Annotated in this window: 18 protein-coding genes; 7 read left to right on the top strand and 11 right to left on the bottom strand. The window is 58.5% G+C overall.

The features are described from left to right. Nucleotides 1-21: 21 nt before the first annotated feature. From AACW87_RS17575 to AACW87_RS17555, 5 genes are all read right to left on the bottom strand, one after another. Complete coding sequence (locus AACW87_RS17575) at nt 22-240, bottom strand: DUF6500 family protein (protein ID WP_241325674.1); 219 nt, start codon at nt 238-240, stop codon at nt 22-24. Between the two features lie 13 nt (nt 241-253). Next, complete coding sequence (locus tag AACW87_RS17570) at nt 254-1267, bottom strand: CobW family GTP-binding protein (protein WP_241325673.1); 1014 nt, start codon at nt 1265-1267, stop codon at nt 254-256. A 228-nt stretch (nt 1268-1495) separates the two neighbouring features. Further along, nucleotides 1496-1693 (bottom strand): YbdD/YjiX family protein, encoded by a 198-nt coding sequence (locus AACW87_RS17565; protein WP_025325546.1) that lies wholly within the window; start codon nt 1691-1693, stop codon nt 1496-1498. Between the two features lie 59 nt (nt 1694-1752). Beyond that, entirely contained in the window at nt 1753-3888 is a 2136-nt protein-coding gene (gene cstA, locus AACW87_RS17560) for a pyruvate/proton symporter CstA (protein ID WP_241325672.1), read from the bottom strand. Between the two features lie 251 nt (nt 3889-4139). After that, nucleotides 4140-5045, bottom strand: a complete 906-nt coding sequence (locus tag AACW87_RS17555; protein WP_241325671.1) for a 1,4-dihydroxy-2-naphthoate polyprenyltransferase — start codon at nt 5043-5045, stop codon at nt 4140-4142. A 207-nt stretch (nt 5046-5252) separates the two neighbouring features. Between AACW87_RS17555 and AACW87_RS17550 the strand changes: the two genes are divergently transcribed. The 7 genes from AACW87_RS17550 (at nt 5253) to AACW87_RS17520 (ending at nt 13974) form a co-directional block, all read left to right on the top strand. Next, nucleotides 5253-6572: an isochorismate synthase gene (locus AACW87_RS17550; RefSeq protein WP_241325670.1), complete on the top strand. Its 1320-nt coding sequence runs from the start codon at nt 5253-5255 to the stop codon at nt 6570-6572. A 50-nt stretch (nt 6573-6622) separates the two neighbouring features. After that, complete coding sequence (gene menD / locus AACW87_RS17545) at nt 6623-8341, top strand: 2-succinyl-5-enolpyruvyl-6-hydroxy-3-cyclohexene-1-carboxylic-acid synthase (protein ID WP_241325797.1); 1719 nt, start codon at nt 6623-6625, stop codon at nt 8339-8341. Continuing rightward, a complete protein-coding gene (menH, locus tag AACW87_RS17540) occupies nt 8331-9083 on the top strand; it encodes a 2-succinyl-6-hydroxy-2,4-cyclohexadiene-1-carboxylate synthase (protein ID WP_241325669.1) in 753 nt (250 codons plus the stop codon). Before menD ends, menH begins: the two co-directional genes overlap by 11 nt. A gap of 159 nt (nt 9084-9242) precedes the next feature. Further along, complete coding sequence (menB, locus tag AACW87_RS17535) at nt 9243-10103, top strand: 1,4-dihydroxy-2-naphthoyl-CoA synthase (RefSeq protein ID WP_043556922.1); 861 nt, start codon at nt 9243-9245, stop codon at nt 10101-10103. Continuing rightward, nucleotides 10103-11032: an o-succinylbenzoate synthase gene (menC, locus tag AACW87_RS17530; RefSeq protein ID WP_241278863.1), complete on the top strand. Its 930-nt coding sequence runs from the start codon at nt 10103-10105 to the stop codon at nt 11030-11032. Before menB ends, menC begins: the two co-directional genes overlap by 1 nt. A gap of 10 nt (nt 11033-11042) precedes the next feature. Then, a complete protein-coding gene (locus AACW87_RS17525) occupies nt 11043-12449 on the top strand; it encodes an AMP-binding protein (RefSeq protein ID WP_241325668.1) in 1407 nt (468 codons plus the stop codon). A gap of 301 nt (nt 12450-12750) precedes the next feature. Next, the gene (locus AACW87_RS17520; protein ID WP_241325667.1) at nt 12751-13974 is read left to right on the top strand and encodes a winged helix-turn-helix domain-containing protein; all 1224 of its coding nucleotides are present in this window, start codon (nt 12751-12753) and stop codon (nt 13972-13974) included. 2 nt (nt 13975-13976) lie between these two features. On the opposite strand, the gene AACW87_RS17515 is transcribed toward AACW87_RS17520, so the two are convergent. From AACW87_RS17515 to AACW87_RS17490, 6 genes are all read right to left on the bottom strand, one after another. After that, complete coding sequence (locus AACW87_RS17515) at nt 13977-14516, bottom strand: fimbrial protein (RefSeq protein WP_241325666.1); 540 nt, start codon at nt 14514-14516, stop codon at nt 13977-13979. Between the two features lie 8 nt (nt 14517-14524). After that, nucleotides 14525-15550: a fimbrial protein gene (locus AACW87_RS17510; RefSeq protein WP_241325665.1), complete on the bottom strand. Its 1026-nt coding sequence runs from the start codon at nt 15548-15550 to the stop codon at nt 14525-14527. 2 nt (nt 15551-15552) lie between these two features. Further along, on the bottom strand, nt 15553-16284 hold the full coding sequence (locus tag AACW87_RS17505) for a fimbrial biogenesis chaperone (RefSeq protein ID WP_241325664.1): 732 nt from the start codon (nt 16282-16284) through the stop codon (nt 15553-15555). Between the two features lie 10 nt (nt 16285-16294). Continuing rightward, on the bottom strand, nt 16295-18826 hold the full coding sequence (locus AACW87_RS17500) for a fimbria/pilus outer membrane usher protein (protein ID WP_339385743.1): 2532 nt from the start codon (nt 18824-18826) through the stop codon (nt 16295-16297). A gap of 67 nt (nt 18827-18893) precedes the next feature. Beyond that, a complete protein-coding gene (locus AACW87_RS17495; RefSeq protein WP_241325796.1) occupies nt 18894-19283 on the bottom strand; it encodes a hypothetical protein in 390 nt (129 codons plus the stop codon). Between the two features lie 98 nt (nt 19284-19381). Beyond that, entirely contained in the window at nt 19382-19924 is a 543-nt protein-coding gene (locus tag AACW87_RS17490) for a fimbrial protein (RefSeq protein WP_241325662.1), read from the bottom strand. Nucleotides 19925-20604 lie beyond the last annotated feature (680 nt).

Below are 20604 nucleotides of genomic sequence, written 5' to 3'. Positions count from 1 at the left end.
TTCTTGTTTCATTCCCCCCTATTATTCCATCGCCTCGACCAGCGCTATGATCTTCCGCGCCTTCTCGAAATGGTCGAGCCTCTGGGTCTGGATCCACCAGGTCGCCGCCTCCATCAACAACTCGGGGTCGTCATTGTGGTTGGCAAAAAACGCATAGAAGGAGACGCCCACCGCCTCCCCCTTCTGCGCAATCTTCTGGTGGCAGACCTGGATGATTTTCTTTTTCAATGATCCGCGCATGTGCTTTTCTCCCTCATGCTTGCGTCCGGGCAAACCCCTCCCGCAGTGCCTCGACGGGCAGGTAGCGGCCGATGATCACCAGCCGAGATTGAGGAGGCGTCTCCTCCCAGGGAGAGCCGTAATCGAACCCCGCCACCCTGTGTACCCCCTGCACTATCAGACGGCGCGATTCGCCCGCGATGGCCAGCACCCCCTTGTAGCGCAGCATGTCATTGCCATGCAACTCGATGCACTGCTCCATGAAGGCGCCTATTTGCTTCAAATCCAGCTCGCCCCCCTCGAACAGCTGGGCCGAGATGGCATCCTGCCAGGAGCGCGGCCGGGCCGAAAGCGGGCGAAACGCCTCGAAGCCCTGCTGCCCTGCCCGCACAATGCGAAGGCCTGAACTCAGCGCCAGCTCGTCGCTCAGGCTGAAGGCATCCAGATCCAGCCAGCACTCGGCCGGGCACTCACCCTGCACTATGTCGATGAGCTGCGCCTTGGGGTTGATGCCGTGGACTCGCGCTATGGCCGCCTCCCGCGTCGCCCCGTCCACCCTGTCTGTCTTGGTGAGCAGGATGCGATCGGCAAAACCTATCTGGGCCGCCGCCACCGGATGCTCGTCCAGCTGGCGGCCTATGTGTTCACCATCGACCAGGGTGATGACGGCATCCAGGCGCAAGGCATCGCGCAACTCTTCTTCGACAAAGAAGGTCTGGATGATGGGGGCAGGATCGGCGAGCCCTGTGGTCTCGACGATCAGCCGCTCGAACCTCAACTCCCCCGCGGCCCGCCGGGCCAGCAGGTCGGCCAGCGCGGCCCTGAACTCACCGCGCACGCTGCAACAGACGCAGCCGTTGCTGAGCTCCACCACGCTTACCCCAGAGCCGCCCTCAAGCAGAGAGCCGTCTATGTTGGCGGCGCCGAACTCGTTTTCGAGGATGGCCACGGAGACATCGGCGTGGTGGCGCAGGAAATGGTTGAGCAGCGTGGTCTTGCCGGCGCCGAGAAAACCGGTCAGCAAGGTGACCGCTACAGCCTGTGTCATGTTGGGAGTCCTGTGGTGAGGGGGCTAGTCGCAGTGTCCGCTATATCCGGCCAGAGCCGAGAAAACCGTTCAATCAAGGATGACCGCGACAGCATGCGTCATGATGGGAGTCCTATGGTGAGGGGGCTAGTCGCAGTGTCCGCTATATCCGGCCAGAGCCGAGAAAACCGTTCAATCAAGGATGACCGCGACAGCATGCGTCATGGTGGAAGTCCTGTGACGTGAAACCTAACAGCAGCGTCCGCCATTCTTGCCGCCATAGCGGGCATCCTGGCGTTCGCGAAAGAACTCGTCGTGGCTCATGGGGGTCTGCTCGGGATGAGTCAGCCGCATGTGCTGCACGTAGTTGTCATAATCGGGCACACCCACCATGAGTCTGGCGGTCTGTCCCAGATACTTGCCCGCCTTGGCCAGGGTATCGAACATGAGCACTCCTTAAAGGCCGTCGATGAGGCGCCGGCACCCGCGGGTGCCGGCCTGCTGACTTACTTGAGACTGGGGGCCAGCTCGCCGTCGTCAGCATCATCGTCAGACCTGGGCCGGGTTGCACCCGGTTGTTTCGGCATAGCCTGATACGGCATCTCGTTGGCGGTCGGCTGCGGATTTTTCAGCGCCTTGAGGGCCGTCTTCAGGGAGAAGCCGGCCAGCACCACCACCACCAGCATGAAGAAGATGGTCAGCCCCGCATCCAGCCGGTTGTTGAACACCAGCTGGGCCAGCTGGGATTCGGTGTACTGGGCCGGGATGGTGCCGCTGTCGATCATGGCCTGGAACTTGTTGGCTATGGCCAGGAAGCCGAGCTTGGGATTGTCGCTGAAGGTCTTCTCCCAACCCGCAGACAGGGTGCAGATCAGCAGCCAGCTGGTGGGCAGCAGGGCCACCCAGGCATAGGCCTGACGCTTCATCTTGAACAGCACCACGGCGCAGAGCATCAGCGCCATGCCCGCCAGCATCTGGTTGGCTATGCCAAACAGCGGCCACAGGGTGTTGATACCACCGAGGGGATCCACCACCCCCTGATGCAGGAAGTAACCCCAGGCCAGCACGCACAGGGCGGTGGCGAGCAGGTTGGCCGGCAGGGAGTCGGTGCGCTTGAGGGAGGGGGAGATGACCCCCAGCAGATCTTGCAGCATGAAGCGCGCCGCCCGGGTCCCCGCATCCACGGCAGTGAGGATGAACAGGGCCTCGAACAGGATGGCGAAGTGATACCAGAAGGCGACGTTCATCAGGCCACCGAGGGCACCGTGCAGTATGTAGGCCATGCCGACCGCCAGGGTCGGGGCACCGCCGGCACGGGAGATGATGCTCTGCTCACCCACCTCGCTGGCGATGCGGGTCAGGGTCTCGGGGGTGATCTGGAAGCCCCAGTTGCTCACCACGGCAGCGGCGGAGACCACCACGTCTGTTGTGCCCGCCGGCGCCAGCACAGCCATGGGGCTGTTCATGGCGAAGTAGACACCCGGATCTATGACGCAGGCGGCCACCAGCGCCATGATGGCGACGAAGGACTCCATCAGCATGCCGCCGTAACCGATGAAGCAGGCCTGATTCTCGTTGGCCAGCATCTTGGGGGTGGTGCCGGACGAGATGAGCGCGTGGAAGCCTGAAACGGCACCACAGGCGATGGTGATGAACAGGAAGGGGAAGAGATCCCCGGCCCAGACCGGGCCTGTGCCGTCGATGAACTGGGTCAGCGCCGGCATCTGCAGGGTCGGCTGGGTCACCAGTATGCCGATGGCGAGGCCCACTATGGTGCCGATCTTGAGGAAGGTGGATAGGTAATCACGGGGTGCCAGCAGCAGCCAGACCGGCAGCACGGAGGCGACGAAGCCATAGCCCACCAGCATCCAGGTCAGCTGCACGCCGTCGAAGTCGAAATAGGGTGCCCAGGTCTCGCTCTCGGCCACCCAGCCACCGGAGATGATGGCAAAGATGAGACACACCAAACCGATCACAGACACCTCGCCGATGCGGCCCGGCCTCAGGTAGCGGATGTAGATCCCCATGAAGATGGCGAGCGGTATGGTGAAGGCCACAGTGTAGGTACCCCATGGGCTGTGGGCGAGCGCCTTGACCACTATCATCGCCAGCACCGCCAGTATGATCACCATGATCATGAAGGTGGCGACCAGGGCGATGACCCCCGCCGTGGGCCCCATCTCAGCCCTGACCAGCTCACCGAGGGAGCGACCATCCCGGCGGGTGGAGACGAACAGCACCATGAAGTCCTGTACCGCCCCCGCCAGCACCACCCCGGCCAGCAGCCAGAGCATGCCGGGCAGATAGCCCATCTGGGCCGCCAGCACGGGACCGACCAGGGGGCCGGCGCCGGCGATGGCGGCGAAATGGTGGCCAAACAAGACCTTCTTGTCGGTCGGCACATAGTCCAGACCGTCGTTGTGACGCACCGCCGGTGTCATGCGCGTGCTGTCGACCGCCAGCACGCGCTTGGCAATAAACAGGCCGTAATAGCGATAGGCAATCAGATAGACGCACACAGCCGCGACCACGATCCAGAGTGCGTTTATCTGTTCGCCCCGGTTGAGGGCGATATAGCCGAGCGAACTGGCGCCCACCAGCGCCATCAGCCCCCATCCCAGGTGTTTCCCTAACTTGTCCATCAGTCTGCTCCCGCCATCGATTTTTACATGTGCAACCAGATACGGTTACATCTCTATAGCAATCGCTCTGGCGCTACAATCGGGGCCCGTCACAACTCAACTCGCTGGCCGGAGAATTTCTCAATATTGCCGACCGGATCACGGCAGTTTTGGAAGTAGTGGTCTTGATGAGACTGAAATGATTGGAAAAACCGGCGGGGATGCCCACAAAAAAGGCCCCTGTTCGGAGCCTTTCATGCATCATCATCCCATCAGGAGAGTGCCAGCCCGATGGAGAGCAGCAGGCTGAACAGGAAGGCGCTGATGGCGGTCTTCTTGAGGGCGCCGGTCAGCACCTCGCCGTCGAAACTCGTGCGCAATGTCTTGGCGGCGTCCGTGAGCGGCTTCATGGCGGGCAGGAAGATCCAGGGCCAGAAGCTGGCGGGCTGAGTCAGCAGGAAGGCGATGGTGCTGACCAGCGCCGCCCCCAGCAACAGCCAGTGATAGGCGATGGCGCGGTTGCGACCGAGCCGCACCGCCAGGGTGATCTTGCCGCTGACCGCGTCCGTCTCTATGTCCCGCACATTGTTGATGTTGAGCACGGCGGTGGCCAGCAGGCCGCAGGCGGTGGCCGGCAGCAGCAGATCCCACTGCAGCGTCTTGGTGAACAGGTAGTAAGAGCCAAGCACCCCCAGCAGACCGAAGAACAGGAACACAGAGATATCGCCGAAACCGCGATAGCCGTAAGGGGTCTTGCCCACCGTGTAGGTGATGGCCGCGACTATGGCCGCGCCGCCCAGCACCACGAAGGTGAGGATCTGCAGCCACTGATCGCCGAAGGCGCAGCCCAGCAGGGCGAGGCCGCTCACCACGGCGGCCAGGGCGGTCAACGCCATGGCCATGCACATCTGCTTTTGGGTGATGAGACCCGAGACCACGGCGCGCTGGGGACCGATCCGTTCGCCATTGTCGGCACCGGAGACAGCATCCCCGTAATCGTTGGCCAGGTTGGAGAGGATCTGCAGCAGTATGGCGGTCAGCAGGGAGAGCACCATGATAGTGCCATCGAAGGCGCCACGGCTGGCCGCCAGCCCGGATCCCAGCAAGATGGAGGAGCACGCGAGCGGCAGTGTTCGCAAACGCGCCGCCAGCAACCAGATAGAGAAGGTATTTGTCATATTGTGATGGCCAAACAATCAGATATTGATCGTGTTAAGGGTTATCGAACCGGATTTCGGTATACTTGGCCCCTCGGGAGTCAGCTCCCCGGGCGATTTACATGGACGAATGGGCAGATAATATATAGGAATAATCGCTCCTTTGGCATAAACCAACGGCATCCTTCTGCAGGATTGACCGTCACTATCGGCTCATAGACGAAATCCATGTTGGCTCAGACCCATATCAAGCAACAACTGGACGCCCTGCGTCACGGCAACGCCAGCGGCTTCGTGCGGCTGCGCGTGGCGATCGAGGTCGACTCCTTTTTGGGCTGGCTCGCGGCGCAGACCCTCTATCCCCGTATCTATTGGCATGCCAGAGGGCACGACAAGCCCGAATACGTGACGCTGGGCTGCATTCGCGAGCTGACCCGGCCGCAGGACATACAGCAAGTCTGCGCGCACACGGGCCAGCCCCACGACGACAGCCCGCGCTACTACGGCGGGCTGGCGTTCGATCCCGCTCAGCCCGGCTGGCAGGGTTTTGGCCCCTGCCGCTTCGTGCTGCCCCGCATCGAGCTGGTGCGCCGGGGCGAGTGTGTCAGCCTCTGCCTCAATCTCTGGCTGACCGACGGCAATCTGGATGCCGAGCTGCAGGCGGCCGAGGCGGCCCTCGCGGCCCTGCAACCGGAAGCGCCCCTGCCTGCGTTGCAACCCCACGTCTGGCAGCGCCAGGATTGCCCGGGCCCAGCCCAGTGGCAGACGCTGGTCGAGCGGGTGACGGCGCCCGATTTTCAGGCGCACACCCCCAAGGTGGTGCTGTCGCGGGAGAGCCTGCTCTCCCGCCAGCGGCACGACGATGACCTCTGCCCCTGGTCCCTGCTGGCGCAGTGGGCGCAGCACGCCCAGGACTGCTTCCACTTCGGCTTTCAGTTCTCCCCCGAGCAGAGTTTCATCTCCTGCTCCCCCGAGCGGCTCTACCGCCGAGAAGGGAGCCACCTCTTCACCGAGGCGCTGGCGGGCACCATACGCCGCTCCGGCGACGAGGCGACCGATGCGGCCCTGGCCGCCGAGTTGCTGGCCGACAGCAAGAACCGGCTGGAGAACCGGCTGGTGCACGCCGACATCCTCAGCCGGCTGGCACCGCTCACCACGGGCGCCAGCCTGACCGAGCCGCGCATTCTGAAACTGCGGCTGCTGCAACACCTCAAGTGCGACATAGAGGCCGAACTCAGCCCCGGGGTCTGTGACTGGCAACTGCTGGACGCCCTGCACCCCACCCCAGCGGTGGGCGGCGCCCCGCGCGAAGCCGCACTGGCCTTTATCCGCGAATGTGAACCCTACCAGCGCGGCTGGTATGCGGGGGCCTGCGGCATGCTGAGCCGGGAGACTTCGGAATTCTCGGTCGCCATCCGCAGCGCCCGCGTCACGGCGCAGACCATCACGCTGTTCGCCGGGGCCGGCATAGTGGCGGGATCCGAGCCCGCCGCCGAGTGGGCCGAACTCGACAACAAGATCGCCAACGTGCTCTCCCTGCTGGGATAGCGTTTTCCCATCGACCCTCATTCAGCGAGAGCCCCATGTTTGCGAGCCCCGTGTTTGCCAGTCAACATGCCACCTTCAATCACGTCTGGTCTTCCCTCTTGCTGGAAGAGCTCCATCGCCTCGGCGTGCGGGACATAGCGCTGGCCTCCGGCTCACGTTCGGCGCCGCTCACCATGGCCGCCGCCGCCCACCTAGGCTTTCGCCGCCACCTGCATTTTGACGAGCGGGGCTTGGGGTTCATGGCGCTGGGGCTGGCCAAGGGCAGCGGCCGACCGGTGGCGGTGATCATGACCTCGGGCACGGCGGTGGCCAACCTCTGGCCCGCCGTGGCCGAGGCGCAACTCACAGGCGTGCCGCTGATTATTCTCTCGGCCGATCGACCGCCCGAGCTTATCGACAACGGCGCCAACCAGGCGATCGATCAGCAGGGGATCTTCGGTCGCTACCCCGTCTATCAGCAGAACCTGCCGAGCCCCACCCCGACCATACCGGCGGCCTTCGTGCTGAGTTCGGTGGATCAGGCGCTGGCCCAGCAGGCGCTGACGCCGGGGCCTGTGCACTTCAACTGCATGTACCCGGAACCGCTCTACCCCGGCGACGCATATCAAGACTTCAGCGACTACCTGGCCCCCCTCGGTGACTGGCTGCATTCCAGCGAGCCCTGGAGCCCCTGGCAGCAGAACGAGCAGATCTGCCCTCGCCAGCCCGATTGGGCGGCCTTGCAGGGCAAACGTGGCGTCATAGTCGCGGGCCGCATTCAGGATCCCGCCCAGGCGCAGCTGGTGGCCGAGCTGGCCGAGCGCCTCGGCTGGCCGCTGCTGGCGGATCTGCAGAGCCAGATCCGCTTCGATGCCCGCAACCTCATCCACATGGATCTCGCCCTGCAAAACAGCTGCTTCGTGGCCGAGCTGGCTCGCGCCGAAGTGCTGCTGCAATTCGGTGCCCGCCTCATCTCCAAGCGGCTCGGCCAGTTCATCAAGCAGCACCCCTGGCAGGATTACTGGCTGGTGGACCCGCAGCCGGCGCGGCTCGACCCTGATTACCGGCTGCGCCGCCGTCTGGTGTGCGAGCCCGCCGCCTTCGCCGCGACCCACAAGGTGAGCACTCGCCACCTGCCCTGGCACCGGCTGGCAGAGCGCCAGCAGAGCGCCACCCGCCAGATCCGCAGCGCCTGTGATCGCTTCTCCGAGCTCGGCGTCTGCCATCGGCTGGGCACCCTGATCCAAGGCCAGCTGTTCGTCGGCAACAGCATGCCGGCCCGGCTGATGGACATGCTCGGCGAAGCAGGCAAGGGACCGAGCCGGGTAATGACCAACCGCGGCGCCTCCGGCATCGACGGCCTGATCGCCAGCGCCTATGGCTTCGCCCAGTCGAGCGAGCAGCCGACGACCCTGCTGATCGGCGATCTCAGCGCCCTGCACGATCTCAACAGCCTGGCCCTGCTCGGCAAGTCGAGCCGGCCGCTGGTGGTGATCCTGCTCAACAACGACGGCGGCAGCATCTTTCGCATGTTGCCGGTACCCACCGGCGATCGGCTGCTGGAGACCTACTACTGCCTGCCCCACGGTCTGCACTTCGAGCAGGCCGCCGCCATGTTCGGCCTTCACTATCGGGCACCGACCACGCTGGCTGAATTCGAGCAGGCCTACGGCGCAGCCCTGACAAACCCGGCGTTGGAAAAGAAAGTAACCCTGATTGAAATCAAGGTACCGAGCAGCGAGGTGGCCGAAGATCTGAAAGCCTTGGGAACCCTTATCCGTGGCATCTAGCACTGACCAGCCAACCCTGGTGCTGCTGCACGGTCTGCTCGGCGATGCCAACGACTGGCAGCCGGTGATCGAAGCCTTGCCTGGAATGGATTGCCATGGGCTGGATCTGCCGGGCCACGGCAACAATCGGGGGCTGAGCGTGACCGGTTTCGAGCAGGCTCATCAGTGGCTCTGCGATGCGCTCAAGGCACTCGGCATCGAGCAGTACCGACTGGTCGGCTATTCGCTGGGCGGGCGGCTCGCCCTCTATCACGCCAGCCGATCCCCCGCCGGCTTGCAGGCCCTGCTGCTGGAAAACTGCCATCCCGGCCTGCCGCTGGCCGAACGGGCCGCTCGCATCGAACACGACGAGCGCTGGGCCCGGCGCTTCGAGCGCGAACCGCTGACAGAAGTGCTGGCCGACTGGTATCGGCAGGGGGTGTTCGCCGATCTCGACGAGGCGGCCCGCGCCCGCCAGGCAGCTCGCCGCCTTGGCAACGAGGGCACAGCCGTCGCTAGCATGCTGCGCGCCACCTCGCTGGGCCAGCAGCCGGATCTCGCCCCCTGGCTTGGGGATACTCGCTTGCCGGTGACCTGGCTCTCCGGCAGCCGGGATCACAAATTCCATCAGCTGGCTTGCCAGTTGGTGAAGCAGGGCTGCAATATCAATCACTTGACCCTGGATGGCGGCCACAATCTGCACGCCAGCCAACCCGAGACGTTTGCCCAGCTCCTGCGGGAGTGGGTTGTGAACACGCCATAAAACGGCATGACACCATTTACCTGAGCCGGCGTTGCGGGCTTATCACCAACAAGAAAAAGAGAGTGCACATGATTGAAGCAATGACGGAAGCGGAGCTGTACGCACCTGTTTCGGATGACGCGATTGCTCACTGTGCACTACAACAGAAGGAAAAAATAGATGATTGAGGCAATGACGGAAGCAGAACTGTATGCACCGATAGAGTGGCGCGATTGCTCCACCGGTTACGAGGACATCCTCTATCACAAGTCCGGCGATGGCATTGCCAAGATCACCATCAATCGTCCCCAGGTGCGCAACGCCTTCCGTCCCCGCACCGTCAAAGAGATGCTGCAAGCGCTGGCCGATGCCCGCTACGACGATCATATCGGCACCATCATACTCACCGGCTTCGGCGAGAAGGCCTTCTGCGCCGGTGGCGACCAGAAGATCCGGGGCGACTACGGCGGATACCAGGATGACGAAGGCACCCATCACCTCAACGTGCTCGACTTCCAGCGCGATATCCGCACCTGTCCGAAACCCGTGGTAGCCATGGTGGCCGGTTACGCGGTCGGTGGCGGCCACGTGCTGCACATGATGTGCGATCTGACCATAGCGGCGGACAACGCCCAGTTCGGCCAGACAGGTCCGAAAGTCGGCTCCTTCGACGGCGGCTGGGGCGCCTCCTACATGGCGCGCATCGTCGGCCAGAAGAAGGCCCGCGAGATCTGGTTCCTCTGCCGCATGTACGACGCCCAGCAAGCCCTCGACATGGGACTGGTCAATACCGTCGTACCGCTGGCCGAGCTGGAGCGCGAAACCGTACGCTGGTGCCGCGAGATGCTGCAAAACAGCCCGATGGCGCTGCGTTGCCTGAAAGCGGCCCTCAACGCCGACTGCGACGGCCAGGCCGGCTTGCAGGAGCTGGCGGGGAATGCCACCATGCTGTTCTACATGACCGAAGAGGGTCAGGAAGGGCGCAATGCGTTCAACGAGAAACGTCGTCCCGACTTCTCCAAATACAAGCGGAATCCCTGATGAAACTCGCTCTCTATCGCTACCAACTGCCTTTTACCCAGCCCCTGACCTTTCACGGCAAGGTGGAGGTGGCGCGAGAGGGCCTGCTGGTTCGCATCGACAAGGGCTGGGGGGAGATAGCCCCCCTGCCCGGTTTCTCCAGAGAGACCCTGGCCGAGGCGCAAGCCGAAGCGCTCGGCTGTCTGGAGCAGCTGGCTCAGGGGCAGCCCATAGCGCCCCTGTTGCCCTCGGTGCAATTTGGTCTGGACTGTGCGCGGCGGGTCTGGCCCGAACAGACGGCCACCCTGCCCGAGCCCTATCCCCTCATTCAAGGCTCCCCCCAGGAGCTGCTCAAACACTGGAAGGACTGGCTGCATCAGACGCCCACCAAGGCCAAGCTGAAGGTGGCCCGTTATCCCATGCGCGACGAGCTGGCGCTGATCCGCCTGCTGTGCGATCGCATCCCCACCCTCAAGCTGGTGCTGGACGCCAACCAGGGCTGGACCCGCGAGGAGGCCTGGGCCTTCTGCGGTCACCTGGACTCGAACCGGATCGAATATCTGGAAGACCCTTGCGCCAACTTTGACGACATCGCCTTCGTGGCAAACCGCACCGGCATGCCGGTGGCCATCGACGAGCTATTGGCACAGGGCAAACCCTGGGAGCCCATCCCACAGCTGAGAGCCCTGGTGCTCAAACCCATGCTGCTCGGCTCGCTGGCCAACAGCGAGGCGCTGGTGGCCCGCGCCCGCGAGCTGCGCCTGAAAGTGATCGTCTCCTCCTGCTTCGAGTCCGGAGTCGGCCTCGGCCAGCTCGCCCGTCTTGCGGGTGAGTGGGCGCCGGATCAGGCGCCGGGCCTGGATACCAAACGCTGGCTGGCAAGCGATCTGCTGGACAAGCAAGGCAAACCCGATCCTGGCCTGCTGGAGCCCCTGTTTCACCGTGACTGAAGGGGCCTTCATGCTGCCGACATCTGATCATCACTCTCCCCTGGAACCCTGCCCGGTGCGTCACTGGGCACATATCTCTCCCCAGCGCATCGCCATCCACACAGACAAGCCCCTCAGCTATCAGCAGCTGGATGCACGGCTCAACAGCCTGTGTCGGCAGCTGGCGCTGGCTGGCCTGAAAGCCGGCGACCGGCTGACTGCCGTGGTACGCGGCGCCCTGCCGGACGTCCTGCTGGCCTGGGCCTGCGTGCGCAGCGGCATCGTCTTCTGCCCGCTCAATCCCGCCTTTCCTGCGGCCAGACAGGCCGAACTGGCCCAGCAGCTGGACGTGACCGCCTGCTGGTCGGCCGACGAAATTCAGGCGGGAGGTGGGTGCCCACTGCGGCTGGATTTCGACACTGAACTGGCGGCGGCCGATCAGCCCTGGCCGCTCGCGCCTGCCCAGCTCAACAACATGATCCTCACCTCCGGCTCCAGCGGCACACCGAAAGCCGTGGTGCATCGCCTCGCCAACCACCTGGCCTCGGCGCGGGGCTCGGCGTCTTTGATCCCGCTCGATGAAGAGTGCGGCTGGTTGCTCTCCCTGCCGCTGTTTCACGTCGGCGGCTACGCCATCCTGTTTAGGGTCTTTCTGGCAGGCGCCAGCCTAGTGCTCGACGATCGCAGTCAGCCCCTCAAGGCGCGTCTCGAACGCCAGCCCATCACCCACCTCTCGCTGGTGCCGACCCAGCTCTGGCGGCTGCTGGCGGAGGGTTTCGACCCAGCCCGCACCCGCTTGCGCGAGCTGCTGCTCGGCGGCGCAGCCATCCCCGAGCCGCTGGTGAGCCGCCTCAAGGCCATGGGGCTCACCCCCAAGGTGAGTTACGGCCTCTCCGAGATGGGCAGCCAGGTCTGCACCGGCCAGCCGTCCGCCGCTGGCGTGGTTGGCAAACCGCTGCCGGGGTGGGAAGTCTGCATCCAGCAAGATGAGATCTGCGTGCGCGGTGACACCCTGTTTGCCGGTTATTTCAAGGCGGGCGTACTGGAGCGGCCGATCGACGAGGCTGGCTGGTTTCACACCCGCGACAAGGGGCATGTCACCGCCGACGGCGAGCTGGTGGTGGAGGGGCGACTCGACAATCTGTTCATCTCGGGGGGCGAGAACATACAGCCCGAAACCATAGAGCAGCGGCTGGTGGATCATCCCGCCGTGGCGCAAGCACTGGTGGTGCCCATGGCGAGCGACGAGTGGGGGCAACGCCCCGCCGCCTTCATCGACTGGCACGGCGAGCCTGTGCCCTATCCGGAGCTGGCCGCCTGGATCCGCGCCACCCTGCCCGGCTTCATGGTGCCCGACCTCTGGCAACCCTGGCCCGACATGGGCGGGGCGCTCAAGCCACAGCGAAAGCTGCATCAGCCATCTATCTTCAAGCAATAAGACGTCATACGACAGTTTCCGACATGGCAGGAGCCGTCTGTATGCACCTTATTCAAGAGAAACCCCGCTCAAGGCCAACATTATTCCTCCGTCATCATCCTGAGTGAGAACGATTACATCATTGGTCATCTTTTTGAGCATTTTTTGAACCAAATTAATCGACTGTAGTACCATGTCCCTCGCCCAGTATCTCGATGGAAATATAATCGATTGATAGTAAAGGAAATTGTTAATTTGGCGTTATTTGAACAACTGCGACATGGTGGTAAAATGCACTCCTTGGCAGTAAGGCGAGTCACACATGAGTAACAAAATTTATAAAATTGCAGAGGAGATATTTTTCTCCGCGGCAATATTCCGACTCTCTAAGGGAGAAAAGGACATCAAGCTCAGCAACAAAGAGGCCGAGCTGCTCGAAATGCTGTGTGATGAGGCAGGCAGTGTCATTCCCAGAAACATACTGCAGGAAGCATTGTGGCCAAATCAGGATAATACCGACACCAACCTTAATCGACAGATCCTCTCCCTGAGGAGAAAACTGGAATCATTTGGCTTGCTGAACTCAATTGATACCATCCCCAGGGTAGGTTATATCTTCTGTGCACCCATTGAGGTCACCGGGGAGGCTGAAAATACGGAGGCAAGGGCAGAAACACCCGCAGCCTCACCGCGGGCCAGACGCCAATACTCTCGCAGAAAATACGATCGCTATTTCAACCCAAAGCGCATCATGCTGTTTGCACTGCTGATTGTGGTGGTCTCCTCGCTGGCCGCGTTTATTTATCATTACAGCAATGAAAATACCCTTAGAACGATTAACCTCGGTCATGTTTCTCTGTATACGACCAGCGAAACAGAAAATGCATTGAAATTGAAGATTGATACGCTGGCACCGCTTGTCAAAAGAGTGCCGCATTATGAAGACGAACGTGTTTCCATTCTCATCGGAAAGGAAGCTATCAGCTACTTTTCCATTGATAATAAAAACAAAGAGTTGTCAGAAAATATCTTCCTGCTGAGAGCCGGCCATTCCATCGCGGAGGAACTGCAATGCGTCATGACGACCATAGCATTGCAGGGCAAGAACGTTTCCCATAATTACTATAACTATCCGAATGCCACCGTCAGATATCACAGCAATTGTCAGGCACCGGATAACTGGGTCGAAATCACCAACAAAAGCAAGATTATAGTGACCATGAACAGAGAAATTGTCGTGGCCACAGTGATAGCAACAGACCATCAGGGGAAAACCCTGTTCAATCTGGATTCCGTTGGTGATATAGAGCGGGACCAGGATGATATTGCGATCGAAATGAAGAATACCATAGTCAACTTTATCGACCAGAAGGCACTGATCAGCAATAGCATGGTCGCCACCCTGGTGGCTGCCCTGACCCCACCCAAACAGAAGTCGCTGTTTATTCAGCTGCCAGGCGGGATATATCTCTCCAGCTATATGGGCGGTGTTATCTCCTGGCCCAGCAGAGAGAATTTAAAGGTCATCCAGCGTAATGACCTTTGAGGTTATTCATAGGAGACGATGAAGTTGGCCACGGCGGTATAATCCCCGGGTGTGATACTCTTGGCGGCGATCGCATCCGGGTGGCCCTCAACCTGAGCGGAAAACAGCAGTTCATTTTCCGTTGAACCACCCAGGACATAGCCGCGAGAAGCTGTACCCAAATCCAGCTGGGTCTGAGTGGCATCATAGAGCCGGATCCCGGCCCCCTTGGCTGAACCGGCAGAAAAGGCCAAGGCACCACTCATCTGCTGGTCCGCAGCACCGCTGAAGGTCACCTTGGCCATGCGGAAAATGCCGGGTTTGCAGTTGGTCAGGCGGATGACGAATGGCACCTGAGCCCCGGTACCGGCCGAGTAGAGCTCCCTGACGTCAACCACCCCCATGTCGACCGACTGATCGGCCGATTCGGGAGATATCACGCACGGTTGATCTATGATCCGGCCATGCAGGTTGAGCGCTCCACCCAAGAGTTCAAGATCGTCAGCCGCAGCACTGGCCCATAAAGGGATAATGAGCAACCCGCAATAGACTAAGCGCAACATATCCCCTCCTACTGAAATGACGCAACGATCGTACCGGTTGCATAGAAATCACCCGCAGCGACTTCAGCACCGGCAGGACTTATCGGGGCAGCAATAAAACCCCAGTCGCCGATATTTCCCTGCATTGAAACTGGATACCAATCATTCAGATTCAGTGTCGAGCCATCAAGTTGCTTGAATTTAATCCCTAGGTTATTAATTTCACTGCCACCCTGATAGCCATCTCGAGTGGTTCTCAAATAAGTTGAGTCAAAAGAAACTGGCTTGCCAGAAATAGCCAGATTTATTTTCATTGATGCATCTTTATCAAACACTCCGCCGCTACAGACAAAGTTCAGTGGCACTGTTTTCTCATAATTATTACCATCCAAACCAACCCCTGGCAGATCACCAAATTCAACCTCTATTGACTGCCCACCATTAATTGTGCATTTTTCTGGCACATAGAGCACAGAAGACTTGATGACTATTCTTGACATGACATCATTATTGAAACCGACATCTGTTTTACCCAATCGACCAAACATTTCTACTATTTCATGGTCAGCAATTTGAACACCATTGATGATTGGCTTGCGAACACGGAAGGTCACCTTTCCCTTGCTACCACTTCTAAACCCAAAATCTGCAGAACCATTTCGCCTATAACAGGTGAACTTACCCTGATTGGATTCCTCATTAAAGGGGGCCGTAACATATGCCTTACGATTACCTTCAATCCAAATATCAACCTTGAGGTCCAGAAACTCATTCAACTTGACGAATCCACCACCAACGCTGGGTAATCCTGTACTCATGACAGCCTTGTAATAAATGGGCTGATCAACAATATCCCTATCAGGACAGAATGCCGTACCAGGATAAGTACTATTCAAATCCCACTTGAACTCTTTCGTTGCATTAACTTGGTTGGCTATATCTTCCTTTGCGAGTTCAATGTCATAGGTTTTTGTATCAGCCCTAACCTCGCCATTAATCGCCATAGCTGGCATGGACAACAACATGACACCAAGTACGCCCGTACGAAATATCATGTTTATGTCCCCTTAACAGCTTTACAGGCATTGCCGGCACACTGGTATTTGATATCCATATATCCGCCGTAGTCATTGACATAGCTGATAATGAATTCATTGCCCAGTGTCTCGGGGATCTTGGCATCCAGCTCGGCCTTGGGTGACACCATAAAGGCGGAGAAGCCCTTGATGGCCGTTTTCTCCTTGCCCTTCGGGTGAGCCATACCGACATAGGTGATGTAGTAAGGGGTCGGGTTGTTGACCTTCAGGGTCGTGCCCTGCTTGGTGATAGTCACCTGATCCTGCCAGACGGCACCACGCTCCGGGATGATGGCCTCGGGGCGGTAGAAGAGCTTGATCTTGGACTGCACCGCAATCTGCATCACGTTGCTCTTCTCGCTCTTGGGCGGGATCTCGCGCAGGTTGAAATAGTAGATGGACTCGCGATCCTTGGGCAGCGCATCAACGGCGGGCACGCTGGCGATCCTGACGATCGACTTCTGATTTGCATCGACACGCTGTACCGGCGGCAGCACCACGAAAGGCGAAGAAATCTTCTGCCCCTGAGTGTCTTCAATCCAGGCCTGCGCCAGATAAGGCAGCTTCTGGTTCTCGTTCTTGATATTGAGACTGATGGATTTGGCACCACCAGAATAAACGGCACGGGTACGATCCAGCACTATGGCAGCACTGGCATGGATTGAAGTCATGCCCAGCACGGCCAGACAGCTAAAAGAGAGCAGCTTTTTCATCGGTATCCCATTACTTGCAAGTGAGAGTCTTCATCGACAGATCGGTTACTTCGTGCGGCGCCACTACCTTGCACTGACGAGTACCACCCCAGGACAGATCAAAGGATTCATCCGGCTTGACTCCCGTCAGGTAGATGAGGCCATCCTCATCCACCACTGAAATGACTCGCCCGGACGCTTTGACGACGGTTGCTCCAAAAGGAGGGTTGGCGCCATCAGGCAATCTGACACTCGCCAACAGTTTGAAACCTTGGGCAATTTCGAAGGCATTATATCCAATCGCGCCTTCGGTCAGGGTACCCTGCTTGATCGCATTCATGGCATCTATGTTATCGCCCAGCTGATCCACGTCGATCCGGGTATCGCTCTTGCGATAGTCGGTCATGTCGCTGATCACGGCGACCCCGAACCGGTTGGTCACGGCACGGCCATTGTTGAAAGAGACGTCAGGCACCTTGTCGGTATCCACCATCATGCGGGTGCCACCGCGTCGGGTTGCCTGGTGCAGGGCCGCTCCATGTTCGGTCGCCGTCAGGCCACCCCGCATGCTGGCTCCCAGCGAGGTGTACTCGCTCTGTACGCTGTAGGCGTTGAGGCTGACGGCACCTATATCGCTGTTGTGGTTGTAGTAGCCGCGCGCGACGGCATGGCCGTTGCTCTGTACCCCGGCCCCCAGCTGATAGGTATCATCCGGCCGGCTGTAATCCTGATAGGTCGCCAGGTGGGTTACCTTGCCGTTGGAAGACTGCACGCTGTATCCCGCGCTCTTCCTGTCTCCAATCGGCATGCTCAGGGTCAGCATGACGCTCTTGTCATCCTCATACTTCTCAGTCTTGGTCTTGTAGGCAGACAGATAGAGAGAGACGTCCTTGAAAGTGCCAATATTCACATTCTTGTTTATTGACAGACCGTAGCGATCTTCCGCCTCATGATCCCAATAAGTTCTATGGGTGTAATCCAGATAAATGGTCAATGCCTTGGCCGCATCATCGGCCCAGAAGGTCTTGTTGGCAGTGATGGTATATAGCTCCTTGTCTCCCCAGGTATTGTAATCATCGCTGGAGGTTGACTCGTTTTTTTCCAGCCGGTCCTTGTTATTCAGGAACTGCGACATGGTCATGAAGTTATGCTGGGAGAAGCGATAACCCGCGAAGGTGATGGAGCTGTTGTATTCATCAAACTGCTTGGCATAGTTCAACCGAAATGACTGGCCAATCTTGGTGGACAGGCCCGGCAGCTTCGCAATGGACTGAGTCAGGTCGGCGGAGATGGCACCAAACGCATACAGGTCGCGACCAATCCCCAGACCCATGGAGTTATATTCGCCAGCGACCAGGCTCCCACCATAAAGCGACCAGGAGTTCGCCACCCCCCATGAGAAATCACCCGTCACGAAACCCGGACCATGGACATCATGAGCCGAATTTCCCAACTCGGAGGGCGCCCCGACCGAGAGGTTATACCTGACATAGCCGGGACGGGTCAGATAGGGGACGGTCGCTGTGTCTACCTGGAACGAGCTGACACTGCCATCCTGCTCCTCGACCCGCACATCAAGCCGACCGCGCACCGAGCTGTCCAACCCCTGGAGGCGAAATGGACCGGCAGGCACGTTGGTCTCATAAATGACGCGACCGGACTGGGAAATCGTAACCTTGGCGTTGGTCTTGGCAATGCCGCTCACCTCGGGCGCATAACCCTGCAGGCTCGGCGGCAGCATGCGCTCATCATTGGCCAGATTCACGCCAGTGTAACGAAAGCCGTCGATCAACTGGGAGTTGAGCTGCTGCTCGCCCACCGTCAATTTGGCGGCCATGTTCGATAGCGGGCGATATGCATAGATGCGATTCAGCTCGGCTGACGACCGCTCATCATCACCCCAATAAGAGCTTGCCTGGTAGTCGCCGCGCAGGCGCCAAGCGCCATAGTTGGCCCCCAGGGTGCCATAGCTGCTGATATTGCTATTGGTGTAGTCACTCCCTTCATTGACCTGGGCGTTGATGTTGTAATCCAGCATCAGGCCGGTAACACCCACGTCCCACTGCTCGGGCGGAATCCAGTTGGGATCGCTGTATTTCATCCACGCCTGCGGGACTGCAATCCTGAGTAGTCCATTACCTATATCATTCGAGACAAGCACCCCGTCCAGGGCCAGCAGGTTGGCGCACTGGCCCTGATGCCAGGTATCTATCTTGGCGATGGCCTCATCCGTCAACGCCATCCTGGGGACAAGATCCAGCGGCAAACAGGCGACGCCACCTTTTCCCTTGCTATCTTCCACTTCATAAAACGGGATTTTCTGGAGTGGCAACTTGTTCTTGTTGACCTCGATCTCGAGGTAATAATCGCCAGGCAGGATATAGCCTTCATCCGCAAACTGGGAAAGATCTATCTTGGTTCGCTCATCCAGATCAAGCGCATCAATATTAAACTCCGTTTCTGCCAATGCGTTATTCCCCATTACCAACAGGCATGGTACGCATAGCATAAAAGCTTTTTTTAGATAATGTTTTCTAACAGAGTTTGATGTTGAAACGCTCATGTTTTCACTCTAGGAATATCATAACGGTCTCACATAATGAGGTATCTACACTAAGCAATCGGCTTGCTTACATATAACTAAGTTCGAACAGTGCCGTATTATCTGGATAGAATAATTTGTTGCCATTCAGACTGACATCGAGCTCCATATCACCATTTACAATATCCGAGACAATAAAACGCTCACCAGATACCTTGTAATATTGTCCATTGCTGATAATGCCCAGATCGTCAATCATGGCCCCATGCACCGACATGGAGATAAGAGACAATGACACCCTCACGGGTCCGCCTATCTGGCAGCCACTGAATTTCAGCGTGCCATGACGTTCCTGTTGCAAGGGAATGCTGTGCAATTCATCCAGGGTGCAACCCGATTCAGCCAGACCGTCCGTCAGTTCATTCGCGCCAGCAGGACCTGCCATCATCACAACCTGCAACACCACTGGCACCATCATTGAAAGCTTCATGATCAAGGTCCGATGTGAGGAGAGATATGTGTGAGGTTGTGGGGATTTGCACCACCACAACCCTTGTCACACGTTAAGGCAGACTATTACTCGTAGGAGAGAGTAAAGTTGGTCACTGCAGTGAAAGCACCGGCAGTCAGCGGGTTGGCAGTCTGGTCGGCATAGCCTTTCAGCACGGCGCTGAAGGGCAGCTCGTTGTCACCATTCACCAGACCAAAGGCAGCAGTAGGAGTGCCCAAGACAATGGCTGCGCCACCCGGAGCAGTCATCTTGATACCAGCACCAGCGGCCTGGCCGCCACCAATCACCAGCAGGCTGGAATCGACAGGATCTTTGGCACCGCTGAAGGTCACTTTTACAGCATCTTCATCAGGGGTAATTTCGCAGTTCAACAGCTTGATGCTGAACGGCTTGGAGTTGGACTCGCCACCCTTAACCAGCTCTTTGGTGCTGATCTGGCCCATTTCAACAACCTGGTCAACAGACTCAGGCGCTACAGAGCAAGGAGCGTTGATGATTTCACCGTTGAAGGTGACTTTGCCTGAACCAGCGCCACCGGCAGCAACGGCGGAGCCGCACAGCAGAATGGAACCAACACCCATAGCAACCAAGATTTTATTAGCGTTCATTCGTATATACCTACATTAACGTGTGTTGTTATGCAGCATCATCTGGATCAAGCTGGAGTCATGATTTTCGATGATGCCGCGATATTATTGCTCAGCAACTGTCAGCAGACCGACACCTCATTAATGAGATATGGCTACTGGTGCAATTATCTGTGCATATCAAACAAGCAAAGGTGTTTGCAGTATTAGAGGCAGTTCCCGCCACCTCCCATTTGCACGACTACATACATCCATGTCATCTGCACAAAAAACCGAATTCAACTTTTGCTTGGTGGATAAATTAACGACACGTTTGATGCACATCAAATACATTTTGATTTTTATAAATTCCTTTATAAACACCTTAAAATCATAAACTTACAATCGATCATGACATTTCAAAACAATGAGAGACAATTAACCACTATATATATCACTCGACTGACAATAGTGAGTTTCACAACCCGCTCACATCACAAACCAAATTAACAAAAAACCAACATCAACCACTAAAAACGAACACCACTGACCAAGCAAATTGCCTCCCTCATCTTTGCCGAGTAATCAATCAGGTAATCAGGTAATCAGGTAATCAGGTAATCAGGTAATCAGGTAATCAGGTAATCAGGTAATCAGGTAATCAGGTAATCAGGTAATCAGGTAATCAGGTAATCAGGTAATCAGGTAATCAGGTAATCAGG

The sequence above is a fragment of the Aeromonas sp. MR7 genome, from assembly GCF_963899385.1.
Lineage (GTDB): Bacteria > Pseudomonadota > Gammaproteobacteria > Enterobacterales > Aeromonadaceae > Aeromonas > Aeromonas bestiarum.
The sequence above is the reverse complement of the archived record's forward strand: the minus strand, read 5'-3'. Positions and strand labels throughout refer to the sequence as shown.

Excerpts from the sequence above, each read along its gene's own strand:
- AACW87_RS17575 (WP_241325674.1), bottom strand. The coding sequence starts at position 240 with ATGCGCGGATCATTGAAAAAGAAAATCATCCAGGTCTGCCACCAGAAG.
- AACW87_RS17570 (WP_241325673.1), bottom strand. The coding sequence starts at position 1,267 with ATGACACAGGCTGTAGCGGTCACCTTGCTGACCGGTTTTCTCGGCGCC.
- AACW87_RS17565 (WP_025325546.1), bottom strand. The coding sequence starts at position 1,693 with ATGTTCGATACCCTGGCCAAGGCGGGCAAGTATCTGGGACAGACCGCC.
- cstA (WP_241325672.1), bottom strand. The coding sequence starts at position 3,888 with ATGGACAAGTTAGGGAAACACCTGGGATGGGGGCTGATGGCGCTGGTG.
- AACW87_RS17555 (WP_241325671.1), bottom strand. The coding sequence starts at position 5,045 with ATGACAAATACCTTCTCTATCTGGTTGCTGGCGGCGCGTTTGCGAACA.
- AACW87_RS17550 (WP_241325670.1), top strand. The coding sequence starts at position 5,253 with ATGTTGGCTCAGACCCATATCAAGCAACAACTGGACGCCCTGCGTCAC.
- menB (WP_043556922.1), top strand. The coding sequence starts at position 9,243 with ATGATTGAGGCAATGACGGAAGCAGAACTGTATGCACCGATAGAGTGG.
- menC (WP_241278863.1), top strand. The coding sequence starts at position 10,103 with ATGAAACTCGCTCTCTATCGCTACCAACTGCCTTTTACCCAGCCCCTG.
- AACW87_RS17525 (WP_241325668.1), top strand. The coding sequence starts at position 11,043 with ATGCTGCCGACATCTGATCATCACTCTCCCCTGGAACCCTGCCCGGTG.
- AACW87_RS17520 (WP_241325667.1), top strand. The coding sequence starts at position 12,751 with ATGAGTAACAAAATTTATAAAATTGCAGAGGAGATATTTTTCTCCGCG.
- AACW87_RS17515 (WP_241325666.1), bottom strand. The coding sequence starts at position 14,516 with ATGTTGCGCTTAGTCTATTGCGGGTTGCTCATTATCCCTTTATGGGCC.
- AACW87_RS17510 (WP_241325665.1), bottom strand. The coding sequence starts at position 15,550 with ATGATATTTCGTACGGGCGTACTTGGTGTCATGTTGTTGTCCATGCCA.
- AACW87_RS17505 (WP_241325664.1), bottom strand. The coding sequence starts at position 16,284 with ATGAAAAAGCTGCTCTCTTTTAGCTGTCTGGCCGTGCTGGGCATGACT.
- AACW87_RS17500 (WP_339385743.1), bottom strand. The coding sequence starts at position 18,826 with ATGAGCGTTTCAACATCAAACTCTGTTAGAAAACATTATCTAAAAAAA.
- AACW87_RS17495 (WP_241325796.1), bottom strand. The coding sequence starts at position 19,283 with ATGATGGTGCCAGTGGTGTTGCAGGTTGTGATGATGGCAGGTCCTGCT.
- AACW87_RS17490 (WP_241325662.1), bottom strand. The coding sequence starts at position 19,924 with ATGAACGCTAATAAAATCTTGGTTGCTATGGGTGTTGGTTCCATTCTG.